20 protein-coding genes are annotated in these 24,891 nt (G+C 63.5%); 12 read left to right on the top strand and 8 right to left on the bottom strand.

The annotated features are described in order from the left end of the window. Window positions 1–25: 25 nt before the first annotated feature. From metH to PCJ49_RS08350, 3 genes are all read left to right on the top strand, one after another. Window positions 26–2,710, top strand: coding sequence for a methionine synthase (gene metH, locus PCJ49_RS08360; RefSeq protein ID WP_269910542.1), 2,685 nt, complete (start codon window positions 26–28; stop codon window positions 2,708–2,710). Between the two features lie 710 nt (window positions 2,711–3,420). Beyond that, entirely contained in the window at window positions 3,421–3,960 is a 540-nt protein-coding gene (locus tag PCJ49_RS08355) for a DarT ssDNA thymidine ADP-ribosyltransferase family protein (RefSeq protein WP_269910541.1), read from the top strand. A 79-nt stretch (window positions 3,961–4,039) separates the two neighbouring features. Then, window positions 4,040–4,651 carry a hypothetical protein gene (locus PCJ49_RS08350; protein WP_269910540.1) on the top strand — a complete coding sequence of 204 codons (612 nt, stop codon included), beginning with the start codon at window positions 4,040–4,042 and terminating at the stop codon, window positions 4,649–4,651. A gap of 108 nt (window positions 4,652–4,759) precedes the next feature. Here the strand turns inward: PCJ49_RS08350 and PCJ49_RS08345 are convergent, their stop codons facing one another. Continuing rightward, window positions 4,760–5,017, bottom strand: coding sequence for a type II toxin-antitoxin system ParD family antitoxin (locus PCJ49_RS08345; protein WP_269910539.1), 258 nt, complete (start codon window positions 5,015–5,017; stop codon window positions 4,760–4,762). An 82-nt stretch (window positions 5,018–5,099) separates the two neighbouring features. Here PCJ49_RS08345 and PCJ49_RS08340 point away from each other — a divergent pair, with 82 nt between their 5' ends. Beyond that, complete coding sequence (locus PCJ49_RS08340; protein WP_269910538.1) at window positions 5,100–5,333, top strand: hypothetical protein; 234 nt, start codon at window positions 5,100–5,102, stop codon at window positions 5,331–5,333. Window positions 5,334–5,796: 463 nt separating this feature from the next. Here PCJ49_RS08340 and PCJ49_RS08335 read toward each other — a convergent pair whose 3' ends face one another. Together PCJ49_RS08335 and PCJ49_RS08330 are read right to left on the bottom strand one after the other, a co-directional pair. Next, window positions 5,797–7,071 carry a pentapeptide repeat-containing protein gene (locus PCJ49_RS08335; protein ID WP_269910537.1) on the bottom strand — a complete coding sequence of 425 codons (1,275 nt, stop codon included), beginning with the start codon at window positions 7,069–7,071 and terminating at the stop codon, window positions 5,797–5,799. Window positions 7,072–7,080: 9 nt separating this feature from the next. After that, complete coding sequence (locus tag PCJ49_RS08330; RefSeq protein ID WP_269910536.1) at window positions 7,081–8,076, bottom strand: protein phosphatase CheZ; 996 nt, start codon at window positions 8,074–8,076, stop codon at window positions 7,081–7,083. Window positions 8,077–8,354: 278 nt separating this feature from the next. Here PCJ49_RS08330 and PCJ49_RS08325 point away from each other — a divergent pair, with 278 nt between their 5' ends. Next, complete coding sequence (locus PCJ49_RS08325) at window positions 8,355–9,236, top strand: ribose-phosphate diphosphokinase (RefSeq protein WP_089287484.1); 882 nt, start codon at window positions 8,355–8,357, stop codon at window positions 9,234–9,236. 1 nt (window position 9,237) lies between these two features. Here PCJ49_RS08325 and htpX read toward each other — a convergent pair whose 3' ends face one another. Beyond that, on the bottom strand, window positions 9,238–10,164 hold the full coding sequence (htpX, locus tag PCJ49_RS08320) for a zinc metalloprotease HtpX (protein WP_269910535.1): 927 nt from the start codon (window positions 10,162–10,164) through the stop codon (window positions 9,238–9,240). Window positions 10,165–10,314: 150 nt separating this feature from the next. Between htpX and PCJ49_RS08315 the strand changes: the two genes are divergently transcribed. The 3 genes from PCJ49_RS08315 to PCJ49_RS08305 all read left to right on the top strand — a co-directional run bounded on the left by PCJ49_RS08315 (window position 10,315) and on the right by PCJ49_RS08305 (window position 11,945). Continuing rightward, window positions 10,315–10,494 (top strand): succinate dehydrogenase assembly factor 4, encoded by a 180-nt coding sequence (locus PCJ49_RS08315; RefSeq protein ID WP_089287486.1) that lies wholly within the window; start codon window positions 10,315–10,317, stop codon window positions 10,492–10,494. 160 nt (window positions 10,495–10,654) lie between these two features. Continuing rightward, window positions 10,655–11,158 (top strand): thermonuclease family protein, encoded by a 504-nt coding sequence (locus PCJ49_RS08310; protein ID WP_269910534.1) that lies wholly within the window; start codon window positions 10,655–10,657, stop codon window positions 11,156–11,158. 241 nt (window positions 11,159–11,399) lie between these two features. Then, window positions 11,400–11,945 carry a hypothetical protein gene (locus tag PCJ49_RS08305; protein ID WP_269910533.1) on the top strand — a complete coding sequence of 182 codons (546 nt, stop codon included), beginning with the start codon at window positions 11,400–11,402 and terminating at the stop codon, window positions 11,943–11,945. A gap of 6 nt (window positions 11,946–11,951) precedes the next feature. Here the strand turns inward: PCJ49_RS08305 and fumC are convergent, their stop codons facing one another. Further along, entirely contained in the window at window positions 11,952–13,346 is a 1,395-nt protein-coding gene (gene fumC, locus PCJ49_RS08300) for a class II fumarate hydratase (RefSeq protein WP_269910532.1), read from the bottom strand. Between the two features lie 112 nt (window positions 13,347–13,458). Between fumC and PCJ49_RS08295 the strand changes: the two genes are divergently transcribed. Next, a complete protein-coding gene (locus PCJ49_RS08295; protein WP_269910531.1) occupies window positions 13,459–13,857 on the top strand; it encodes a hypothetical protein in 399 nt (132 codons plus the stop codon). A 14-nt stretch (window positions 13,858–13,871) separates the two neighbouring features. Here the strand turns inward: PCJ49_RS08295 and PCJ49_RS08290 are convergent, their stop codons facing one another. Both PCJ49_RS08290 and PCJ49_RS08285 read right to left on the bottom strand, forming a co-directional pair. Further along, window positions 13,872–15,266: a hypothetical protein gene (locus tag PCJ49_RS08290; protein WP_269910530.1), complete on the bottom strand. Its 1,395-nt coding sequence runs from the start codon at window positions 15,264–15,266 to the stop codon at window positions 13,872–13,874. Between the two features lie 17 nt (window positions 15,267–15,283). Continuing rightward, a complete protein-coding gene (locus tag PCJ49_RS08285; RefSeq protein WP_269910529.1) occupies window positions 15,284–16,426 on the bottom strand; it encodes a hypothetical protein in 1,143 nt (380 codons plus the stop codon). 247 nt (window positions 16,427–16,673) lie between these two features. On the opposite strand from PCJ49_RS08285, the gene trxA reads away from it, so the two are divergent. Both trxA and PCJ49_RS08275 read left to right on the top strand, forming a co-directional pair. Beyond that, the gene (gene trxA, locus PCJ49_RS08280) at window positions 16,674–16,997 is read left to right on the top strand and encodes a thioredoxin TrxA (protein ID WP_269910874.1); all 324 of its coding nucleotides are present in this window, start codon (window positions 16,674–16,676) and stop codon (window positions 16,995–16,997) included. Between the two features lie 157 nt (window positions 16,998–17,154). Then, window positions 17,155–18,636, top strand: a complete 1,482-nt coding sequence (locus PCJ49_RS08275; RefSeq protein ID WP_269910528.1) for a pyruvate kinase — start codon at window positions 17,155–17,157, stop codon at window positions 18,634–18,636. Window positions 18,637–18,689: 53 nt separating this feature from the next. Here PCJ49_RS08275 and PCJ49_RS08270 read toward each other — a convergent pair whose 3' ends face one another. Next, entirely contained in the window at window positions 18,690–19,718 is a 1,029-nt protein-coding gene (locus tag PCJ49_RS08270) for a hypothetical protein (RefSeq protein ID WP_269910527.1), read from the bottom strand. A 251-nt stretch (window positions 19,719–19,969) separates the two neighbouring features. Here PCJ49_RS08270 and PCJ49_RS08265 point away from each other — a divergent pair, with 251 nt between their 5' ends. Then, window positions 19,970–24,814, top strand: a complete 4,845-nt coding sequence (locus tag PCJ49_RS08265; RefSeq protein ID WP_269910526.1) for an NAD-glutamate dehydrogenase — start codon at window positions 19,970–19,972, stop codon at window positions 24,812–24,814. The last annotated feature ends 77 nt before the right edge of the window (window positions 24,815–24,891 follow it).

Genomic DNA, 24,891 nt, shown 5'->3' with positions numbered 1-24,891 from the left:
CGCCCCCAACCCCCGAGCCGCCGCCATGACCAACGCCCCCCGCACCGCCAGTTTCGTCAATATTGGCGAGCGCACCAACGTCACCGGCTCGGCCAAGTTCAAGAAACTGGTGCTGGAGGGACAGTATGAGGCCGCGCTGGATGTCGCGCGGGAGCAGGTGGCCAACGGCGCCCAGGTGATCGACATCAACATGGACGAGGCGATGCTGGACAGCGAAGCGGCGATGGTCCGCTTCCTGCGCCTGATCGCCTCGGAACCGGACATTGCCCGCGTGCCGGTGATGATCGACAGCTCCAAATGGAGCGTCATCGAGGCCGGGTTGAAGAATGTCCAGGGCAAGGCCATCGTCAATTCCATCAGCCTGAAGGAAGGCGAAGATCTGTTCGTCGCCCAGGCCAAGAAAATCCGCCGCTACGGTGCCGCCGTCGTCGTCATGGCGTTTGACGAGAAGGGCCAGGCCGACACCCGCACCCGCAAGCTGGAAATCTGCAAGCGTTCCTATGATGTGCTGGTGAACAAGGTTGGCTTCCCGCCGGAAGATATCATCTTCGATCCCAACATCTTCGCCGTCGCCACCGGCATTGAGGAACATAATAACTACGCCGTCGACTTTATCGAGGCGACGCGCGATATCCGCCGCGACTGCCCCGGTGCTCATATTTCCGGCGGTCTCTCCAACGTCTCCTTCAGCTTCCGCGGCAACAACACCGTGCGCGCGGCGATGCATTCGGTCTTCCTCTATCACGCCATCCCGGCGGGGATGGATATGGGCATCGTCAATGCCGGCGAACTGCCGGTGTACGACGACATCCCCGAAGAACTGCGCGAGCGGGTGGAGGATGTCATCCTCAACCGCCGCGACGACGCCACCGACCGGCTGCTGGAGGTGGCGGACAAGTACAAGGGTGGGGAGAAGAAGAAGGCCGCCGACCTGTCCTGGCGCAGCCTGCCGGTGAATGAACGGCTGGCCCACGCCCTGGTGCATGGCATTGACGAATTCATCAACGAGGATGTGGAGCAGGCGCGGCTGGCCGCCACCCGGCCCCTGCATGTCATCGAAGGCCCGTTGATGGATGGCATGAATGTGGTGGGCGACCTGTTCGGGGCGGGCAAGATGTTCCTGCCCCAGGTGGTGAAATCCGCCCGCGTGATGAAGAAGGCCGTCGCCTGGCTGCTGCCCTATATTGAGGCGGAGAAGGAAGGCGGCAAGTCCGAACCGGCCGGCCGCGTGCTGATGGCCACGGTGAAGGGCGACGTGCATGATATCGGCAAGAACATTGTCGGCGTCGTGCTGCAATGCAATAATTTTGAGGTGGTGGACCTGGGCGTCATGGTCCCCGCCGCGAAAATCCTGGATGAGGCCAAGGCGCATCGCTGCAACATTATCGGCCTGTCCGGCCTGATCACCCCGTCGCTGGATGAAATGGTGTTCGTGGCCCGCGAAATGCAGCGCCTGGGCCTGAAAATGCCGCTGCTGATCGGCGGGGCCACCACCTCCAAGGTGCATACCGCCGTCAAGATCGACCCCAACTATGACGGCCCGGTGGTGCATGTGCTGGATGCCAGCCGCGCCGTGGGCGTGGCGCAGAACCTGCTGCACGCCGATAACGGCCCCGGCTATATCGCCGGCATCAAGGCCGATTACGCGGCGATGCGGGAGGCGCACGCCCGCAACCAGTTGACCCGCGCCCGCCTGCCCCTGGCCCAGGCCCGCGCCAACGCGCTGAAGCTGGATTGGGCGGGCTACCAGCCGCCCCAGCCGCTGAAGCCCGGCCTGACGGTGCTGGAGGATTACGATCTGGCCGAGCTGGTGGCCCGGATTGACTGGAAGCCCTTCTTCCAGGCCTGGGAACTGCACGGCAATTTCCCCGCCATCCTGGACGATGCGAAGGTGGGCGAAAGTGCGCGCGCGCTCTGGGCCGATGCCCAGGCCATGTTGCAGCGGATTGTGGGGGAGAAATGGTTGACGGCGCGCGGCGTTGTCGGCTTCTGGCCCGCCAATGCCGTGGGCGATGATATTGAGCTGTATACGGATGAAGGCCGGGGCACGGTGCTGGAACGGCTGCATATGCTGCGCCAGCAGATGGCCCGCGATCCCGGCCGCGACCGCGCCCATCTCTGCCTGTCCGATTATGTGGCCCCGAAATCCAGCGGTCTGGCCGATTGGGTGGGTGGCTTTGCCGTCACGGCGGGCCATGGGCTGGAAGAACGCGCCAAGGCGTTTGAGGCCGCCCATGATGATTACAGCGCCATCCTGCTGAAGGCCCTGGGCGACCGTTTGGCCGAAGCCTTCGCCGAGCGCCTGCATGAACGGGTGCGGACGGAGCTGTGGGGTTACGCGGCGGGCGAGAGCCTGACCAACGAGCAGTTGATTGCCGAGTCCTATCGCGGCATCCGCCCGGCACCCGGATATCCCGCCTGCCCCGACCATACGGAAAAATCCACCCTGTTCCGCCTGCTGGGGGCGACGGAGCAGGCCGGCATCACCCTGACGGAAAGCTTCGCCATGGTGCCCACCGCTGCCGTCTCCGGCTGGTACTTCGCCCACCCGGACGCCAAATATTTCGGTGTGGCCAAGGTGGAACGCGATCAGGTGGCCGACTATGCCCAGCGCAAGGGCATGAGCTTGCCCGACATGGAACGCTGGCTGGCCCCCAACCTGAATTACGAACCGGGGACGGAGGATCGGGCGGGGGTTGCGGCGGCGTAAGGGGGGGGGCTTAGCGCCTCCCCACCTGCTATCACGCCGCCCGCCTGCGCTTCAGCTCAATCCCGTCTTTTCCCGTCATCCCGGCGAAAGCCGGGCCCCAGGGTCACAAGCCCGATGCCGCGTCCCTTGCGTCCTTCGCCCCCCCGGCCCGACTATCATCCCCACCGCCCCACCCTCTCTACGTGCCTCCCCCGCGAACGCGGGGGTCCAGGGGCCACATGCACCCGGCCCTCATCTCTCCCAATCCCACCGCGACCGCTCCGCCTATCGCGCCCCCTTCCGGTCATCCCGGCACTGGCCGTGATCCCGCGCGCGCGTCTGCGTGCTGCAAGGTTCACCCCACGCCCACGCCCGCCCCACCTTCGATTCTAGCCAGAAGTAATTGCCCGGCTGGGCCGGGTGGGACGGGCACGGATGCGTTGCACCCGGCCCCGCAACAGCCTGAAACATCACCACTAGCGGCATGAACCCTTGACGCAGGAAGAAGGCGAACGCGACTGCCGCCCGCCAACTGGCTCTAACCCGCATACCACCCGGTGACAGAAGACCGGGCGGTGTGACAGCCCCGTAATTCATCAGACAAGATGCAATCATTACACCGCTTGATAGCATTGCCTCGCAGCATACATATGAATGCAACCTAAAAACTCTTTACATGAAAAAAATACCCCTATAAAATGCAGCGGACTTATCAATTCAAAGAAAATATCATGAAACCAGAGGAAATTGTCGAGTTCATTAAAAATAAAAAACTTCAACATAGGTGTTTTTATCATTTCACTGACCACAGAAATGTAGAATCCATCAAAAATCATGGGCTATATGCAAAAAAATTTCATGAAAAAATCGGATTGTCTAATGTTATAACTGGCGGAAATGAATGGAGCCTGGGAGCTGATGCAAGATCAGGCATGGATAGCTTTGTTCATCTTTGTTTTTTAAATCAACACCCAATGTGTTATCAGGCAGTAAAAGATAAAAGGATTGAAAATCCGGTATTTCTTAGAATAGACCCAGAGGTAATTCTGATATCCGGTTCTCAATTTACAAATGCCGTAGCGAATAAATCTGGCGTCACGGGAGTTCCTATTTCTGAAGCCCCAGATGGATATATCGATTTTGAGGTTATTTACACAAAAACTGACTGGAAAAATCCAGAAATACAGGAGCGTTTGAAAGCAGCTAAGAAATGTGAGATACTGATACCAAGCCATATCCCAGCAAAATATATCAGCGTGCCCAATGGCTAAAAGACCAGTTTTTATCCCCGAGGCAAAGGTTAACTGCCTTTTCTCGGAAAAACAAATCGAATTTAAGTGGCACAGTGGGATGTCCATTGTCCAGAAGAAGAAGAATATCCACGAACTACATGACGCTGCCGCAAAATCTGGTTACTCACCTCTACTCGAAATCTCTACGAAATCGGAAGCGACTGTTGGCGTTAGGCTCAGCGCATTTAGCTTGAAATATAAATTCCGAGGCAGCGAAGTACCGCTAGAGGCCATCTTCCAAGGAAGCAAGGTTTTTGAGAATGGAGGCCCCTTTCACGACATTTATGAAAAGACAGCAATTGAAGCAAAAAAGGACATACGCATTCGAAATCATGGGAAAATTGTTTATTTTAATTTATATGGAGATATTTTTCCAAATACCCCCTTAACTTCTTTTTACGATTGGGTCTATGCAAAATGCTTATATCCTCATGCTGACTGGCTTAGGAAGCTGCATGATTTTGCTGGATTTACAGACATTGAATTCAATCCAGAAAAGTCACTGAACTGCCAAGCAAGATCATTTGCTATTTTTATAGCTCTACAGAAACTCAATCTTCTTGAAGAGGCAATGGGCTCGTTTGAGAGATTTGTTTCGATAGTCTACCAAGGAGATCCGACTACGATACATAGAAATAAAGAATTGCACTTAATCTCAAAAAGCGTATAAATACTCTGCAAGCACCAAAAAATCTAACAGTTTAAAAAGGTCTCCAACAAAATAACTGCAACTCTAAGCACTCCAATCTATCCCCGAAAGTCAAAGAAAACGTCAAAATTATTTCCCAACGCCCTCCCCCACCTCCACATCCGCCGCTTTGATCCCCCGCGCCGGGTTGGCCTTCATCGCATCAAATGTCGGGGCCACCTCGTCGCGCAGCCATTGTTCAACCGTGTCTTCGCGGTCGCGCAGGGCCTGAAGGCCGGCGCGGATAACATCCGCCGCGTCGGCATAATCCCCGCGCGCCACCAGATCGTCCACGAAGCTGCCCATATCCTCGGGCACCGGCACGGACCGCGTTGCTGACAGAGCCATCGCAATTTCCTCCGCAGAGTGACGGGCAATAAGATAGCATAGGGCCATCCCGCTTCCCAATCCCCGGCACGCTGCCCCCATCATGCCAGAACACCCTCCTGACAACGCCACCCCCAACCCACCCCAGCCCGCCGGACCAGCGGTGCAGGGTGGCAGGGCGGCCATCGTCAAGGACTGCACGCCCATCGCGCCATTGGCCTCCAAACCCCATAACGGGTTCAAGATCGGCATCCTGCAAGGGGAACTGGGCGACGCTCCCAACTTTCTGGAACCCCTGGAAGCAGAAGAGCTTGCCCTTTGGGAGGGGCGTCTCTGAACCCCCGCGTGCCCCCCCCCAACTGTGGCAGGCACGCCTTGCCAAACCAACCGCCCCAATATAGGATTTAATTCCCTAAAACCACCCGCCGGCCACCGCCATGCCGCTGCCCAGCCGCCCCCAGCACAGAGCCCGCAGCGGCATTCATTCGGAGCAGGTGCACACCCCTACTCCGGCCAAAAACCCGCAACCCCTTGAAAAAACACCCCTCCCCCACACCCGCCCTACGCAACACAAAGCGTTTTTCTGTTGCGTACTGTTGCGCAGGGCCAGCAAGCCCAGCCACCGCCAGCACAGAGCCCGCAGCGTCATTCATTCGGAGCAGGTGCGCACCCCCACTCCGGCCAAAAACCCGCAACCCCTTGAAAAAACACCCCTCCCCCACACGCTCCCCACGCAACACGAAGTGTTTTTCTGTTGCGTAGTGTTGCGTAGGGCCGGACATCCCGGCCCGCGCTGCCGCTCAGGGCTGCAAGCCGCGGGCGCCGTCCAGCATCATGCCGGTGGTGTCGGCGCCGTCCAGCACCACGCCGGTCAGGTCGGCGCCGCTGAAATTCACCCCCGCCAGCTTGGCCTGGCGGAAGATGGCGGCGGCCAGCCGGGCGCGGACCAGGGAGGTGCGCACCTCGTGCCCGCGCGCGGTTTTCAACATGGACAGGTCGGCCCGTTCCAGATTGGCGTCGATCAGGTTGGCGCGGTCCATCACGGCACCCCGCAGATCGGCAAAACGCAGATCGCTGGAGCGCAAATCCACGCCCGACATCTGCACCGCCTGCATCTGGGCGCCCCGCAGGTCCGCCCCGCGCAGGCGGGTATTATTGGCCTTCATCAGGGTCAGCACCCGGCCGGACAGGTCCATGCCAGAAAGATCCTGGCCGCTGATATCCAATTGCTGTCCGGTGCGGCCGGCGCTGCCCACCCATTGCGCATGGGCGGCCAGCATCGCCTCCAGCTGTTCCGGGCCGGGGCGGGTGATGGCGGGGGCCGGGGGTTCCGGCTCATAGGCCGCCTCTTCCACCGGTTCCGTCGGGGCCTCCCGGCGGCGCGCATCGGCGTCGGTGCGGATGGAGGCGGCCAGCGCCTCCGCCCGCACCTTGGCCCCGGCCAGATTGGCGCCGCGCAGATCGGCATCGGCCAGATCGGCCCCATCCAGATTGGCCCGCACCAGCTTGGCATCGCGCAGGTCCAGCCGGGTCAGTTGCGCGCCGGTCATCACGGCACCGGAAAAATCGGTCGCCCGCGCGGTGGAGCCGGTCAGGCGCGCCCGGGTCAGATCGGCATCCACCATCACGGCGGCGCTGATATCGGCCGGCCCGATCTCCATCCCCAGAATGCGAAAATCGGTGCGGGTGGCGCTGGCCATGGCGCCATCCCGCAGATCGCATTCCACCATGCGCGCGCCGGTCAACACGGCCCCGCGCAGCGTCGCCGCCCGCAAATCCGTCCGGTGCAGCTGGGCACGGCTGAGGTCCGCCTCGCTGAGGTCACAGCCGAACAGGTCGGCATAATCCAGCTTGGCCCCGATAAAGCTGGTGCGGCGCAGGATGGCGCCCGACAGGTTGGCATTGGTCAGGTTGCGCCCATTGAAGGACATGCCCGACAGGTCAAAGAAAGGCAGGCTGAGCTTGGCGCCCCCCGCCATGCCGGATAGGTAGGCCAGATGCCGTTCGCACGCACGATCCAGTTGCGCCTGGGTCAGGCGCACGCGGGGGGCGACATGATTGGCATCTGTTCCCATGGGCTTTGCTTATCCGAACAAGGCGTCGATATCAGCTTGTGAAACCGTTCCCCCCGAAGAAGGCGGCGGGGGTGGCGGCGGAGGTGGAGGTGGAGGTGGTGGAGGCGGCGGCGGAGGGGGTGGCGGCGGTGGCGGTGGCGGAGGAGGCGGAGGTGGGGGCGGCGGCGGCGCCATCTCCTCTTCCGTCAGGCCCCAATCATCCATGGAGGTCATGTCCCCGCCACCGGCTGCCGGCGGGCCGGAATCCAGGCTGTCGAACAGGGCATCGATATTGGCCTGGCTCACCGCCTCCAGCGCCGGGCCGTGCAGCAGATGCTTGTCCGGCCGGTCATCATCGGGGCGCAGCGCGATCAACCCGTCGGCACCCAGCTTCTTGGTGCCGGCGTCGGTATCCTCCACGCCCCAGATCTCGATCATCGTGTTCACCCGCTGCTCGATATAGCGCAGGGTGTTGACGACCTTGGTGGTGCGCTGACCGGTAATGTCCTGGAAGGAGCAGGCGGTCATGATCTCGATGGTCTGGGCATCGATATCGTTGGTAATGTCGCTGGATGGCAGGCGGGCGACCAGCGCCTGTATCCGCTCCGTCGCGTTGAGAATGTCGGAGGTGGCGCGTTCGGTGGCGGTGACGATGGCATCCAGCTCGTTGGTGGCGGCCATGATGCGGTTGGCACCGGCATCCATGGGGCGAAGCTGGGCAATTTCCTGGCGCGTCTGTTCGATATAATTGGAAAGCTGCTTCAACTCCTCCCGCATGATGTGCAGATGCGGGCTCTGTGTATCGACCGCCACCGCCGGGGTGCCCGCCTGGGAAAGCCGGCCCACCTGCTCCGTCATCTGGCCCAGCAGGGCGCGCCAGTCATCCTGGGCAACAATGCGGGTCTGGCGGTCACGCATACGCAGGAAGGCGCGCCCCCGGGCGGAAGCCAGCAGCGCTTCCTCCAGCGCCGTGTATTCCTTCTCGGAAAGCTCCAACGGATCCATTACGCCTCCAAGCCCGATCATGGGCCCACCCCTTGCCGCCATTCCGGTGTAACGTTGATCATACATGACACTCCCTTGCAACGTCACCGGGGGCACACGCAAAGACCAGCGAAACCGGTATATCCTAAAGCATATGATCGATACCGGGATAAATCCTTTCACCCCGCCGCGCCACCAACAAGTGTTGGCGGACCTCACAGAGGTGATTTGATCCGTCGCAAGGCCGGTGTACGCTGCAAGCGTTAAAGAAATCGTCACCAGCCGCAGGCTGGGCAAAGGATTTACTGAGGAACGAGGCGATGGAAATATTGATCGGCTTTCCGGAAGGGGAAATGCTGGCGACCCGGCTGGCCGAGGCGCTGGCCCTGCCGCTGCATCAGGCGGCCCTGCATCGTTTCCCCGATGGCGAAAGCCTGGTGCGGCTGGAGGCAGCCCCGACGCGGGCCATCATCGTCCGTTCGCTCAATCAACCCAATGACAAGCTGGTGGAGCTGCAATTGCTGGCCGGCGCCCTGCGGGAGCGCGGCTGCACGGAGCTGACGCTGGTGGCCCCCTATCTGGCCTATATGCGCCAGGATATCGAATTCAACCCCGGTGAGGTGGTCAGCCAGCGCATCATGGGGCGCTGGCTGGGGGGGCTGTTCGACTGCATCGTCACCGTCGATCCGCATCTGCACCGCACCCATGATCTGGGGGAGGTTTTCCCCGGCAGCCGCTGCGCCGCCCTGACGGCCGGTCCCCTGCTGGGCGACTGGGCCCGCAGCCAGGGGGCCGACGCCAGCTGGGTGATTCTGGGCCCGGATGAGGAATCGGCGCATCTGGTGCAGGGGGCCGCCCAGGCTGCCGGCGCTCAGCCGCTGGTGGGGCTGAAGGTGCGGCGCGGCGATCATGATGTCTCCGTTGGTCTGCCTGATGGCACCGACCTGACCGGCCGCACCGTGCTGTTCGTCGATGATATTGTCAGTTCCGGCAGCACCCTGATCGATGCGGCCAAGGTGGCCTATGCCCATGGCGCCGCCCGCGTGCTGGCCGCCACCGTCCATGCCGTGTTCCCGATGGAACGGATGGCGGCCTTTCAGGCGGCAGGCATTGACACGGTGGTATCCGCCGACGGCATCCCCCACCCCACCAACGCCATCGGCCTGTCTGAGCTGATCGCAGAAAGCCTCGTAACGGTATAAGTTACCCCCACGGCCCCGGCCGGCGGCTGCCACCGCCGGCACTGGGCACGCTGCCACCGGACCGGCGGGGGCTGAAGGGGCTGCTGCCCGTCACCATGGCCCGCAAACGGCCCACCCGCTCGGCCGTGCTGGGATGGGTGGAAAACAGGCTGTCCACCCCGCGCCCGTGCAACGGGTTGATGATGAACATATGGGCGGTGGCGGGGTTATTTTCCGCCGCCACGTTGGGCACCAGCCGCGCCCCGTCATGGATGCCCTCCAGCGCGTCGGCCAGCCAGTCGGGCCGACCGCAGATTTCGGCGCCGATGCGGTCGGCCTCATATTCGCGCGACCGGCTGATGGCCATCTGCACCAGCATGGCGCCCAACGGCGCCAGAATGGCCACCAGGATGGACCCGACAATGCCCAACGGGTTGTTGCGGTTATCATGCCCGCCAAAGAACAGGCCGAAATTGGCCAGCATGGACAGGGCACCCGCCAGCGTGGCGGTGATGGTCATGATCAGCGTGTCACGGTTCTTGATATGCGCCAGCTCATGCGCCATCACGCCGGCCACCTCCTCCGGGCTCAACCGCTCCAGCAGGCCGGTGGTGGCAGCCACGGCGGCATTTTCCGGATTGCGGCCGGTGGCAAAGGCGTTGGGCTGGTCATTGTCGATAACGAAGACGCGCGGCATGGGCAGCCCGGCGCGCTGCGCCAGCCGCTGCACCATGCCGAAAAATTGCGGGGCGCTGGCGGCATCCACCTCGCGCGCACCATACATGCCCAGCACCATCCTATCGGCGTTCCAATAGGCGAACAGGTTGGTGGCCAGCGCCAGACCCAGGGCGATTATCATGCCGCCCTGGCCGCCCAGCATAAATCCGACCGCCAGGAACAGGCCGGTCAGACCCGCCAACAACATTGCGGTACGGAAATAGCCGCTCATTTCTCTCCTCCGGCTCTGCGCCGTCATTCAAGGGGCGGATCACCGCCCCGTCGCTTGAGATATGGGAATGCCGCCCCCGTTCCATCAAGGCTTGGCAGAATTGCGGGGCCGCGCCATATCAACAGCAGACCAGACTGAAAGGCCCGGACCATGACGGAAAAGAATCAGGAAAAGACCACCGGTGCGGCCACGCCAACGGCAGAAAACACGCCGCCGCCCGCCCGGCCCGCCGCCATCCAGCAGCCACCCGGCGAAATTGGCGGGCGCGAGGGACCGGAGCCGACCCGCTATGGCGATTGGGAAGTGAACGGCCGGTGCAGCGACTTCTAACCTTCCCGGTTGTATCTGTACCTACTTGTATGCACGAAGGGGATGATCGTCCCCTCTTGTATGCACTTTAGGATAATGATCTCAAAATCGCTTCTGTGGCGGCGCATAATGCGGTAGGCTCGGACTATTCGATCCCTCCGCAACCAAGGCCGCATCCCCCGTGTTCCCCCGCTGGTTTTCCACCACCCTGTTTGCCCTGGCGCTGGCTTTGCCCGGCGCCAGTTTGGCTGCGCCGCGCCTGAACGGGCCGGTGGAAGCGCGGGTGGTAGAGGTGGTGGATGGCGATACGCTGGCCGTGCGCGCCACCGTCTGGCTGGACCAGGAGGTGGTGACGCGGGTGCGGCTGGAAGGGATCGACACGCCGGAAAGCCGCTCCACCTGCGCCACCGAAAAGGCGATGGCCCGCGCCGCCAAGGACAAGCTGGCCGGGCTGGTGCGTGACGCCATGGTGGATCAGGGCAAGGGCACCATCACGCTGTATAATGTCGTCTATGACAAATATGGCGGTCGGGTGCGGGCGCAGGTGCGGCTGGCCGATGGCACCGACGTGTCAGAGGCGCTGATCCGCGCCGGGGCTGCCCGCGCCTATAATGGCGGCAAGCGCCAACCCTGGTGCGGGGTGGCCGATGCTGGCGGCCGCGCTGCACAGGATGAGGAAGGCTGATACCAAGTTGCGATGAGCAGAACGCATCGCAACTTGGTACGGCGGCGACCGCCGCCGCGCGGCGCGTGCCGCGTGAAGCCAAGCCAACGGATGTTGGCGCCGGCGATTGAGGGCCTTGATCAGAACCTATAGGTTCTGATCAAGGCAACGGAGCATGAATCCACAGGGAACGATTCCGGGCGATGGCGCGTTCTTGACGCGGATAACCATCCCTGGTGCGAACCCGTGGAGGCCTTTCGCCTTGTCCAGAATTCTGCTGACCGCCCTCATCGCCGTGTCTTTGACAGGCCCCGCCCTGGCGCAAACCGCCAACCAGCCGCCTGATCCCGGCTTCTCGCTGGAGGTGCGGGGCGGCCCGACGGACATCCCGCCTGAACAGTTCCGCCGCAACGTGCTGGCCGCGCTGCCGCCCGATCTGCTGGACCCGGCGCGCAATTTCACCCGCGCCGATGGCTACCAGCGCGATGGGCGCTATCGGATGGTGCTGCTGTTCCATCGTGGCGCGGAAGAGGCGGCGACGGGCAATCTCTGCGCCGCCGCCCAGGCCCAGACATTGCCGGCCCCGCCGGCCAACCTGAAGGATCTGCGCAGCACCACCCATCTGGTGGCGGCCCTCTGCGAAAATGACAAGCCCCGCGCCACCGCACGGGACCAGACGGTGGGGGAAACCGGCCCGCAACAGGCCAGTTTCCGCTTTCTGGTGGCCGATGTGGCCAAACAGCTGTTCCCCAGCGGTTTTAACGTGCTGCCGGGCGTGGGGGCGGCCGCACCGGTGGCAGCCCCCTGATCGGGGTCAGCCCGGATGCACCATCTGGGCCGGCACGACCCATTGCTGGAACTGTTCCTCTGTCAGCAGGCCCAGCGCCAGCCCGGCCTCCAGCAGCGTTGTGCCCTCATGATGCGCCTTCTTGGCGATCTTGGCGGCATTGTCGTAGCCAATATGCGGGTTCAAGGCCGTCACCAGCATCAGGCTCTCGCTCATCAGCTTGGCGATGCGGTCGGTATTGGCGGTGATGCCCACCACACAATTCTCGGCGAAGCTGCGGCTGGCATCGGCGATCAGCCGGACTGACTGCAACAGGTTGTAGATCAGCACCGGCTTAAAGACATTCAGCTCAAGATGGCCGGTGGCGCCGGCATGGGTGATGGTGACATGGTTGCCCATCACCTGGGCGCAGACCATGGTCATGGCTTCCGACTGGGTGGGGTTCACCTTGCCCGGCATGATGGAACTGCCGGGCTCATTCTCCGGCAGGCTGATCTCCCCGATGCCGCTACGCGGGCCGCTGCCCAGCAGGCGGATATCATTGGCGATCTTCATCAGGGAGACGGCCAGCGTGTTCAGCACGCCCGACGCTTCCACGATACTGTCATGGGCGGCCAGCGCCTCAAACTTGTTGGGGGCGGTGACGAAGGGCAGGCCGGTGATATCGGCCACTTCCGTCGCAAAGGCCACATCAAAGCCCACGGCGGCATTCAGGCCGGTACCCACCGCCGTGCCGCCCTGGGCCAGCCGCAGCAGGGCCGGCAGGGCCGCCCTGGCCCGTTCCACCCCATAGGCCAGCTGCTGGGCATAGCCGGAAAATTCCTGGCCCAGCGTCATCGGCGTGGCATCCTGAAGATGCGTGCGGCCGATCTTAACGATGGCGCTGAATTCCGCCGCCTTGGCCGCCAAGGCGGCCTGTAACTGCTCCAGCGCCGGGATCAGGGCATGGTGGAACTGCTCCGCCGCCGCGATATGCATGGCGCTGGGGAAAGTGTCATTGGAGCTTTGGCCGCGATTGACATGATCATTGGGATGGATCGGCTTCTTCGACCCCATCTCACCGCCCAGCATCTCAATGGCGCGGTTGGAGATCACCTCATTGGCATTCATGTTGGTCTGGGTGCCAGACCCGGTCTGCCAGACGACCAGGGGGAAATGATCATCCAGGCTGCCATCGATCACCTCTTCCGCCGCAGCGGCGATGGCCTGGCCTAGCTTCGGCTCCAGCGTGCCGAGCGCGACATTGGCGCGGGCGGCCGCCTTCTTGGCAATGCCCAGCGCGCGGATCAGCGGCTTGGGCATCCGCTCCCCGCCGATCTTGAAATTCTGCAGCGACCGCTGGGTCTGCGCCCCCCAGTACCGGTCTGCCGGCACCTCAATCGGGCCAAAACTGTCGGTTTCGATGCGGATAGTGGCGGCCATGGGGCCTGCTCCTCGAAAATTATGCAGCGATGGGCGTCGGGCGGGAACCGGGGGCATTGCCGCCGCGTCATTCATATGGGAATCTGATGGTGCGATGGGAGGGGCAATTCCGATGCGCGGCCAGGTGGGAAACAAACATTACCGGTGGGTGGTCATGTGCTGTGCCGGCTGGCTGGGCGCCGCTCCGGTCACCGCCCTGGCCGACACGCAGCCACAAAGCGGGCTGACCCAGTTCCACCTGAAGAAGGGCCAGAGCAAAACCAGCATCCTGGCCGGGCAGGTGAAGGAAAAGCCGGCAAAGGCCGTGACACCCCGTCGCAAGCATCAGCCCCCGGCTGTCACCCCGCCCCCTGCCCCCGCCGTAACCCTGCCAGAGCCGGAATTGCGCCCCCAACAGGCAGCGGACAACCCATTCGGTCCGCCACAGCCGCCGAAGGTGCCCGGCGAACTCTCCAGCCGCATCCGCGTCGCCGGCAAGGGCCTGAAGCTGGGCGTACGGATGCCGCTGTGAGGCAGGCTGGCACCTCACCAATATTGCCGGTGCCATTCCTTATACAGCCGTGCCGCCTCTTCTGATCCGGCAACGATTTCCACCAGACGCAGGCTGTTGAACATATGGCGGGCGCCTTCTGGTGACAGGGTGCCATCCCGGTTGCGGGGCATCTTGCGCAAGGCGGCGTTGGTCTGCTGTTCCAGCCGCCGCCTGATATCGGTGATGCGGTTGGAGACTTCCTTCTGAATGCCCAGCGCCCCCGCCATCCGCGCGGCGCGGCGCAGGGCCAACATCTGCTGTTCAGCCTTCTTGATGGTGTCGATGTCGGCGGCCTTGCCATCTGTGGGGAAAACGGCGTCAATCGCCGCTGTACTGACCTTGTCACAGACATTCTTCAGCACGAATTGCGCCACTTCCCCCCGTGCTGTCTGCATCTTGGCGGACAATTCCTTGTCCCGCATCCCCTGCACCATATCGTGGATGGAGCCCAGCCCATCGGCCAGCCGTTCGGCCACAATGGCCAGCCCATCCAATTCCACCTGCCGCGGGATCAGGCTGTCAGAAGCCAGACCGCTGGTCTGGCGCAGCAGATTGCTGACGATATAGCCAGACATCTCCCGCGTCATCACCTCCTTCTCCTGCGGGGGCCCACCCAGCCGCAGGTCACCCAGCAGGCGCAGTAGATCGCCCGGCCGCTGCATCCGTGATGACAGCACACGCACCAGCGGCATGGTCTGGCGCACATCCTCCCGGCCCATGTCCAGCAGCACCTTGCGCAGGATTTCCAGATGGCTTTCCGATAGGGTGGCAATGGGACGGGGCGGCAGGGTGGATTTCAGCTTTTCCACCGGGGCCGCGATGCTGACGATTTCCTTGATCACCTCCAGCTGGCGGATCACATCATCGTCACGGCCGAACAGGGCCACTTTTTGTTTCAGGTTGGCGTCGCATTCCGCCAGCACCCAGCCCAGGATTTCGGCACCGGTCTGCCATAACGGATCGCAGAGATTGGCCAACAGCTCCCCATCATTGGGGTCAATCCGGCTTACCGCCTGCTGCACCTGTTGTTGCAGGGCCGCCGGTATCCTGTCCTTCAGCGCCCGCCAGCAGGGGGTCAGCGTGCTGCGGCTGATCCGGCCCAGGCGACGGCTGTAATTTTCCTGATCATCCAGCAGGTCTTCCACCGGGCGGAAAAACAGCCGGCAGGCCGTCTGGCGGCGCGGCGGCCGCAGATTGGCCAGACGCGGCCGGATGGCGGCGAACACGCTGCTGATCTCCGGCTTGTCGCCGACCTGATCCAGCAGGCGGTAAATTTGCAGCAATTTGGCATCCGACAAGCGACTGGCATCGCCCATCAGCGCCATCCAATCGCCGCCGCCAGCATTTCCCGTCGCCTGCTCCTGGCCCGACTGCGGGGGCCGGTTCATCGCTGCCATCCCCACCCTCACGCCATCGCCGCTTTGAACGCTTCAATCCGCATGACCGCCTCAAGATCCAGCACGCCGGTGCCCATATCCTGGCTGCCCCGCACCCAGCGGCGCTGCAGCCGGCTGATTGTCTCAATATCGGCGGTTGCCGTCAGGACGGGGCCAATCTCCTCCCGCGGGATGACGGGGATCATGTAGGAAAGCTCACCCAACAGTTCGCGTTTGGCCGAAGGGGTGCCATGGCGAACATTATCCCAGAGAATCAGCAGGTAATCCCAGCCATCCAGCAGCCAGGCGATCCGCCCGACCTGATCGGCCACTTCTTGCCGCAGGCGGGAAGCATCATGCACGATCTGCATCGGGTCGCGGCAGAGGACATCCAGGCGGCCGATCCGCTGTTGCACCTGGGCCAATGTCTGCCGCACCAGGGCGGCACAATGAACACCCAGGGGGGCCGCCTCTGACCCGTCCCCTTCCGCCCATTCCGTCAATTCCGCCGCAAATGCCTCCAGCCGAAGGGCCAGAATGCGCAGCCGGCCCGGCCGGGGGCATTGGGACAGGCCCACGGGGGCCACCACCGCCCCCAGATCATCCACCCGGTTGGCCAGCTCATCCGGGGCGATGCCGACCATGCCGGCCACCTTGGCCAGGGCCACCCGGGCCATGCGCTTGCTGTCTTCCGTGCTCATGCCCGGACGCAGCAGGTCGGCAGCCCCGATGCCCACCAGCTTCAGCAGTTCGGTGACCAGGATGAACTGGGTCAACACCAGATACTGGCTGTCCAGTTCCAGCAGTTCTGCCGCGCGGGCCGCCGCATCCGGCCCGCAGATGCCGGTGGCCTGTACGGCCAGCACAGCTTGGCGCACCTGCTCCGGCGAATGGCTTTCCAGCGCCTCAATCTGTTCAAACAGGATACGGTCATGCACCGTCAGCGTCATCACCGAGGAAAGGCCCTTCATCGGCATGACATAATTGCCCCTGCTTGCCGTGAAATTGGGCAGCAGAAATTCAAAACGATTGTCGCCATCCCGGCGTAACCGGGCCTGGCTGAGCAAAGGTGTAGTGAAGGGGACGGAAATCCCCCTTTCCTGAAAGGTTGCCGGCTGCTGATCGCCCGACACCAGCCGCGCATTCCGCGCGATACCACTCTCATCTGTCATCGCGCCCGCCACCCAACATCACTGTCCGGGATTTTAGCACTGCATTCAGTCGATTAATATTTCATATTCAGGGTAATATGTCAGTCTTATCCTATGGTGCTCTTCGCTTTCCCTCCAGCCGCCCTCCGCTGGCCGCAGTGCAGCCGTGCGCGCCCGTTCAGCTTGACCAGGGGTCAGGGCACTGCCTACATTTCATGTCGAGAGGCGGCCGACCGGCCGCAGAGAACCCGAATCCGCCGAGGATATGATGACGACCCCGATCAAAATCACCGATGCCAGCTTCGAAGCCGATGTCCTGAAGGCGTCCGGGCCGGTCCTGGTTGATTTCTGGGCTGAATGGTGCGGCCCCTGCAAGCAGATCGCCCCCGCCCTGGATGACATTGCCGCCGCCCTGGGCGACAAGGTGACCATCGCCAAGCTGAACATTGATGATAACCCGATGACCCCGGGCCGCTATGGCGTGCGCGGCATCCCCACCTTGATGCTGTTCAAGGATGGTCAGGTTGCCGCCACCAAGGTCGGCGCCCTGCCGAAGACCCAGCTGCAGAACTGGATTGCCGATAATATCTGATATCAACGGTCATCATTCATGACCGTTGATACGGCGGCGAGGGCTGGTTTCCACAAAGGGAAACCAGCCCTTTTCTTTGGCTGTTTGCGACAGGTCATCGCCGCGTAACAAGCTGTGTCTATGCTGCCCCCATCTTCGCCCAAGGGGAGCAGCGGACATGGATGACGGTCAGCCGACCAGCCGGGACAGCCTGGAACTGGCAGGATTGTTGGCAGAAATGGCGGCCCTGCGCGCCACCCTTCTGGAAGGGGCGGCCCCTTTCCTGGCCCGCCTGGGCCAGCCGGCAGCGGACAGCCCGCTGGCCAATTTGGCCCATTACCTGGCCCTGCGCCATCACGACCTGCGGCCATTGCAGCGCCGGCTGATGCGATTCGGCCTGTCGTCGCTGGGGCGGCTGGAAAGCCGGGTGCTGCCGACGCTGGATGCCGTGCTGGTGGCACTGGCCGGGATGCAGGGGACGCCCTCCCCCCTTCTGCTGCCGACAGAGGGGCAGTTTTTTGCCGGGGAGCAGGCGCTGGCAGTGGCAACGGAAGGGCTGTTTGGCCCGGCCCACACGCATCGCCGCTGCCGCATCATGGTCACGCTGCCCAGCGAGGCAGCCGCAGACGCCGACATGGTGCTGGAACTGGCCCGGCTGGGCATGGATTGCGCCCGCATCAACTGCGCCCATGATGATGCCGCCGCCTGGCACAGCATGGCCGCCCATGTAAGGGCGGCCAGCCTGGATGTCGGCCGGCCCATCCGCATCCTGATGGATATTGCCGGGCCGAAGATCCGCACCGGCGATCTGGTGGCCGCCCCGGAAAAGGGCAAGCTGCGGGCCGGTGACAGCCTATGGCTGACCGTGGAAGGGGCGTCGCTGCCGCCCGGTGACGGCTATGCCATCGCCGTCTCCCTGCCGGAAATCGTCAACCGCGTCGCCGTCGGCGACCGGGTGCTGTATGATGATGGCAAGCTGGAAGGTCTGGTGGAGGCGGTCCGGGAAGGGGCGGCCCTGGTGCGGGTGGGCCGGGTGAAGGAAGGCGGGCTGAAGCCCAAGCCGGAAAAGGGCCTGAACCTGCCCGACACCGCCCTGGGCCTGTCACCGCTCACGGCCAAGGATGAGCGCGATCTGGCCGCCGTGATCGAATGTGCCGATATGATCGGCTATTCCTTCGTCTCCCGGCCAGAGGATATCGACCTGCTGGAGGCGGCCCTGGCCCGGCTGCCGGCGCGGGCGACACCCTTGGGGCTGGTGGCCAAAATCGAGCGGCCGGACGCCGTGCGCAACCTGCCCGACCTGATCGCCCGCGCCGGCCGCGACCGTCCCTTCGGCGTGATGATTGCGCGCGGCGATCTGGCGGCGGAAATCGGCTTTGAACGGCTGGCGGAAATGCAGGAGGAAATCCTGTGGATCTGCGAGGCAGCCGCCGTACCGGTGATCTGGGCCACCCAGGTGCTGGAGGATCTGGTGAAATCCGGTGTGCCGTCGCGTGGGGAGATGACGGATGCCGCCATGGCCGCGCGGGCGGAATGCGTGATGCTGAACAAGGGTCCGGCCGTGGGCACCGCCGTATCCCTGCTGGACCGGCTGCTGGGCAGCATGGACGGGCATTTGCTGAAAAAGACGCCGGTGCTGCGGCCGTTGAAATCCTGGTGAGGTTCTGTGCAGGGGTGGCCATGGACAATGGCCGCCCTTGAACCAACCGGGGGTCAATCCACCATCCGCACCATGGGCAGGCCCACGCCCGCCGCCACCCGTTCGCGCAGCACATCGCGGCGGAACCGGTGCAGTTCGGCGGGGCGGCCGCCGGTATTGGCCTCATGCGTGCCGGTGGCTTCCACCAGCCCACCGGCCAACACCAGCCGGCGAAAATTCTGCTTGTGCAACTGCACGCCGGACAAGGCCTCCACCGTGCGCTGCAGGCGGAACAGGGTGAACTGGGCCGGCAGCAGATCGAATACCACTGGCCGGTATTTCAGCTTGCCGCGCAGCCGCCCCAGCCCGACGGCCAGGATGCGGCGGTTATCATGCGCCATCGGCGTGCCCAGTTGGGCCGCCAGATCGGGTTCGTCCAGATGCGCCTGATCCAGCGCCAGCCCTAAGCGCTGGCGGATGGCCCGGTCACGCCGGGCCTCGGCCACCAGCCCTGCGCTGTAGAGCAGTTCATAGCGTTCCAGCACCCGCTCGGTATCCCACAGTTCTTCTTCGGCGAAGGTGGTGGAGACACGTTCGATCCGAGCGGCAGCGGTGGCAGCATCGGGGGCGGCGGCGATCCAGCGTTCCAACGCCGGCAGGATAACCCTGGTCAGGATATCCGGCCGGCCGTCGCGCCAATCCTCCCACGGGAAATAATCGTACCAGTCGTGCCATTCCGCCGCCCCGCTGCCCGACAGCGGCGCCTCGCGCACCAGGGCCATATAGCCGACGGACACTACCCGCGCCCCGCCCTCCAGCTCTCGCGGGTCGCGGTAGCGGTCACCAAAGGTGTAAAGCTGCTCCACATAGCGCAGCGGCAGGCCCGTCTGTTCCTGCACCCAGCGGCGCAAGCCCTGTTCCAGCGTGCGGTCGCGCTCCGGTGCAAAGGGGCCGAAGGGCAGCAGGTCCAGCCCTTCCGTCGCGTCGCGCTGTTCGGGGGTGGCGAGGTCATGGGTCATGCGCCGCACCACCAGCACGCGCGGCACCTCATCCGTCACCGCAACGATGACAGCGGTCAGACCCAGCACACTCGAGTCGGCCACGGGCAAGGGGTGCTTCCTCCCAGCTTCGAAGATCGGGCGATAACGGCGCATTCGAAAAGAAAGCCGTTGCCGCTTGTAAAGCAATGGAATGCCGTATGCCAGCCCGCCAACAGCACAAGCCTTTCGGATCATGGGATTGTAACCGTCTGCACCTTCCTGCCTGTCACGAAAATGGGGCAAGGTATGGTCCGCAAACCGTGCCGGGCCGGACAGAATCCGGCCAGAGAGCCGGTGACATCGGGAGAGAAGTCATGGCGTACAAGCTCGAACAGCGGAAGTCCGAGCTGGTGGAACAGGTGGTTGCCAAGCTGCGCGCCCGCCTGCCCAAGGAGAAGGTCGTTCTGGCCGAAACCTTCGTGCGGCAGTTCTACCGCAATGTCTCAGCCGAGGATATGCTGCGGTCCAGTGCCGATGAGCTCTATGGCGCGGCGCTCGCCATCTGGCAGTTCGGCTGCACCCGCCATCCGGGTGAAACGCTGGTGCGGGTGATGAATCCGCGCGTGGATGCCGATGGCTGGCACGCCCACCATACGGTGGTGGAAATCGTCAATGACGATATGCCCTTCCTGGTGGACAGCGTTTCCGCTGAACTGAACCGCCATGGGCTGACCGTGCATCTGGTGGTGCATCCGGTGTTGCGCCTGACGCGCGGGACGGACGGCAAAATCGCCACCCTGTTTGAACCCGATGCCGCCCCCAGCGACGCCATTGCCGAATCGGTGATGCATATCGAGGTGGATCAGATTGCCGGTGCGGCAGAGCTGGAAGCGCTGCGCAGCGGCATCCTGAAGGTGCTGGGCGATGTACGCGCCGCTGTGGCCGACTTCACCGCCATGCGCGAACGGCTGGCCGAAACCCTGCTGGATAGCAGCACCGGCCGCCCCCCCCTGCCGGCAGAGGAAATCGACGAAGGCCTGTCCTTCCTGCGCTGGATGGATGAGGAACATTTCATCTTCCTCGGCGTGCGCGAATATCGCTTCGGCCAGGATAATGGCGAGGCGACGCTGGAGATCCAGGCCGGCCAAGGGCTGGGTGTACTGCGCGACGATGATGTCAGCGTCTTTGACGGGCTGCGCCATTTCTCCACCCTGCCACCGGAGGTGCGCAGTTTCGTGCGCCAACAGCGCTTCCTGATGGTCACCAAGGCCAACAAGGACAGCACCGTGCATCGCCGTTCGCCGCTGGATGCGGTGATGGTGAAGCTGTTCAACGACAAGGGGGAAGAGATCGGCGAACGGCTGTTCGCCGGCCTGTTCACCAGCACCGCTTATAACCGGTCATCCCGCGACATTCCCTATCTGCGGCAGAAGGTGAACCGGCTGATGGCGCGCACCGGGTTTGACCCGCGTGGCCATGATGGCAAGGCCCTGCTGCATATTCTGGAAACCTTCCCGCGTGACGAGCTGTTCCAGATCAGCGACGACGAACTGCATGACATCGCCCTGGGCGTGCTGCAATTGCAGGACCGCCAGCGCGTGGCCCTGTTCGTGCGCAAAGACCCGTTCAACCGTTTCGTTTCCGCACTGATCTATGTTCCGCGTGATCGTTACGATACCGATCTGCGCCGTCGCCTGCAGGGCCTGATTGAGAAGGCCTATGGCGGCAGCACCTCGCAGGCCCATGTCACCTTGTCGGAAAGCGTGCTGGCCCGCGTGCATCTGATCATCCAGACCAATGGTGCGGTGCCGGATGTGGATGTGGCGGAACTGGAAACCCAGTTGATTGAGGCCGCCCGTGGCTGGCGCGACCGGCTGTCCCAGGCGCTGGTGGAGGAAAAGGGCGAGGCTGCCGGGCTGGCGCTGGCCCGCAAATATCTCCAGGCCCTGCCCGCGTCATATCAGGAAGCCTATGGCCCGGATGAGGCGGTTGTGGATATCGCCCGCATCGAACAGGCGCTGGCCACCGGGCGCATCGCGCTGAACCTGCACCGCCCGGTGGAGGCGGAGGGTAACCAGCTTTATTTCAAGGTCTATCAATCCGGCTCGCCGGTGGAACTGTCCAAGGTTCTGCCAATGCTGGAAGATCTGGGCCTGCGCATCCTGGCCGAAGGCGGCCCCTATGAGGTGGAGGTGCCGGACCAGCCGGCCAATATCTTCATCCAGGATTTCGACATGCTGACCGCCGACGGGCGCGCGGTGGAACTGGAAAAGGTGAAGACCGCCTTTGAAGATGCGTTCCTGCGCGTCTGGACCGGGGAGGCACAGAGCGACGGGCTGAACCGGCTGGTGCTGGCCGGCGGCCTGTCCTGGCGGGAGGTGGTGGTCTTCCGCGCCTATGCCAAGTACCTGAAACAGGCCAAGTTCGACCTGACCCAGGAATATATCGAGAATACGCTGGCCGCCCATGCCGGCATTGCCCGCCGGCTGATCGACCTGTTCCGCGTCAGCCATGATCCGGCCTTCCTGGCGCAGTTTGGCCGCGATGCGGTGGATGTGAAGCGCAAGGGCCTGATCCTGGAGATTGACCATGCGCTGGATGGTGTCTCCAACCTGGATGAGGATCGCATCCTGCGCCGGATGCTGAACCTGATCCGGTCCACCCTTCGCACCAATTATTTCCAGAAAGGGGCGGATGGCGCGCCCAAGCCCTATGTCAGCTTCAAGCTGGACAGCACCGCGATTGACGAGTTGCCCTTGCCCCGCCCCTGGCGGGAAATCTGGGTCTATAGCCCGCGCGTGGAAGCCATCCACCTGCGCGGCGGCAAGGTGGCGCGCGGCGGCATCCGCTGGTCCGACCGCAAGGAGGATTTCCGCACCGAAATCCTGGGCCTGATCAAGGCGCAGATCGTCAAGAATGCGGTGATCGTGCCGGTGGGCAGCAAGGGCGGCTTTGTGGTGAAAAACCCGCCGCCGCCCACGGCGGGGCGTGAGGCGCTGATGGCCGAAGTGGTCGAATGCTACAAGACCATGATGCGCGGCCTGCTGGACATCACCGACAACCTGAAGAAGGGGGAGGTGATCCCGCCCATCGATGTGGTGCGGCTGGACAGTGACGATCCCTATCTGGTGGTGGCCGCCGACAAGGGCACGGCCACCTTCTCCGACATCGCCAATGGCGTATCGCGCGATTACGGTTTCTGGCTGGATGATGCCTTCGCGTCCGGCGGCTCCGCCGGGTACGACCATAAGGGCATGGGCATCACCGCCCGCGGCGCGTGGGAGGCGGTGAAGCGCCATTTCCGCGAACGGGGCAAGGATATCCAGCGGGAGGATTTCAGCGTTGTCGGTGTGGGCGACATGTCGGGCGACGTGTTCGGCAATGGCATGTTGCTGTCGCGCCATATCCGCCTGATCGCCGCCTTCGACCATCGCCATATCTTCATCGATCCCAACCCAGATGCGGCGATAAGCTGGGCGGAGCGCAAGCGCCTGTTCGATCTGGGCCGTTCCTCCTGGGCGGATTACGATGCCGCCCTGCTGTCGCCCGGCGGTGGCATTTTCGACCGCTCGGCCAAGTTCATCCAACTGACCCCGGAAATCCGCCAGGCGCTGGATATTCCCAATGAACGGCTGACGCCGGCGGCCCTGATGCAGGCCATCCTGAAGGCACGGGTGGAATTGCTGTGGCTGGGCGGCATCGGCACCTATGTGAAGTCGCACGCGGAAAGCAACGCCGATGCCGGCGACAAGGCCAATGATGCCATCCGCATCAATGGCCGTGACCTGCGGGTGAAGGTGGTGGGCGAAGGCGCCAATCTGGGCTTCACCCAGCGCGGCCGGGTGGAGGCGGCGCAAGCCGGCATCGCCATCAATACCGACGCCATCGACAATTCCGCCGGGGTGGACACCTCTGACCATGAGGTGAATATCAAGATCCTGCTGCGGGATGTGATGGACAAGGGCGGCATGACCCGCGAGCAGCGCGACAAGCTGTTGGCGGAAATGACCGATGAGGTGGCCGCCCTGGTGCTGACCGACAATTACAAGCAGACCCAGGCGCTGACCATTGCCCAGGCCAACGCGGCGGATACGCTGGAGGATCAGGCCCGCTTTGCCCGCACCATGGAAAAGGCCGGCAAGCTGTCCCGCGCCATCGAGTTTCTGCCCGATGATGAGGAGGTGGCCGCCCGCGTGGCCAACCGCCAGGGGCTGACGCGGCCGGAACTGGCCGTGCTGCTGGCCTATGCCAAGATCGACCTGTACGACCAGTTGCTGGCCAGCGGATTGCCCGACGATACGGCCGTGCTGGGCGATCTGGTGCGTTACTTCCCCAAGGCCCTGCAGGATCGTTTCCCAGACGCGGTGGCCGGGCACCAGTTGCGGCGGGAAATTATCTGCACCGCCGTCACCAACGGCATGGTCAACCGCGTCGGCCCCACCTTCACCTGGGAAATGGTGGAACAGACCGGGCGTGGGGCCGATGATGTGGCCCGCGCCTATCTGGTGGTGCGCGATGCCTTTGGCCTGCGCGCCCTGTGGGATGCGGTGGAGGCGTTGGACGCCAAGGCCCCAGCCTCGGCACAGACGGAAATGATGCTCTATACCGGGCATCTGATGCGGCGTGCCGTGCCCTGGGTGCTGGCCCATGGCGCCTATCCGCTGGATATCCAGGCGGAGATTGCCCGGCTGGCCCCGGTGGTGGCGGAACTGGCCGGCGATCTGGCTGGCCTGTTGTCTCCGGCGGCGCTGAAATGGGTGGCCGAACATGCGGGCCGCTGGTCGGAACAGCAGGTGCCGGGCGATCTGGCTTCCCATATCGCCCAGTTGCCCGCCCTGGCGGCGGCGACCGACATCGCCGCCGTGACGGTGGAAACCGGCAAGCCGGCGCCGGATGTGGCCGCCCTTTACTTCCAGCTGGGCGACCGGCTGGGGCTGGATACGCTGCGCGCCCGCACCCTGGATGTGAAGGCTGACAATCACTGGCAGCGTCAGGCCGTGGCGGCCATCCTGGATGATCTGTTCAGCCTGCAGGCACGGCTGACGGCCCGCGTGCTGGCCCAGCCGGGCGGGAGCCCGCTGGAGGGCTGGATCGCCCAGCGCCAGGGCCCGCTGGACCGGATCAACAGCCTGCTGACCGAGTTGCGCGCCGCCTCCAGCGTGGATATCGCCATGCTGGCCGTCGCCAGCCGGCAATTGCGGGGTTTGTTGGCGGGGTAATGAAGTGAGTACGGGGGCCGGCAGCAATGCTGGCCCCACCGTCACCCGCTTTCAGTCATTCCTGCAAATTCGCTCGC

The sequence above is a fragment of the Niveispirillum sp. BGYR6 genome (assembly GCF_027568365.1).
Taxonomy (GTDB): domain Bacteria; phylum Pseudomonadota; class Alphaproteobacteria; order Azospirillales; family Azospirillaceae; genus Niveispirillum.
This window is presented reverse-complemented; position numbering and strand designations above follow the sequence as displayed.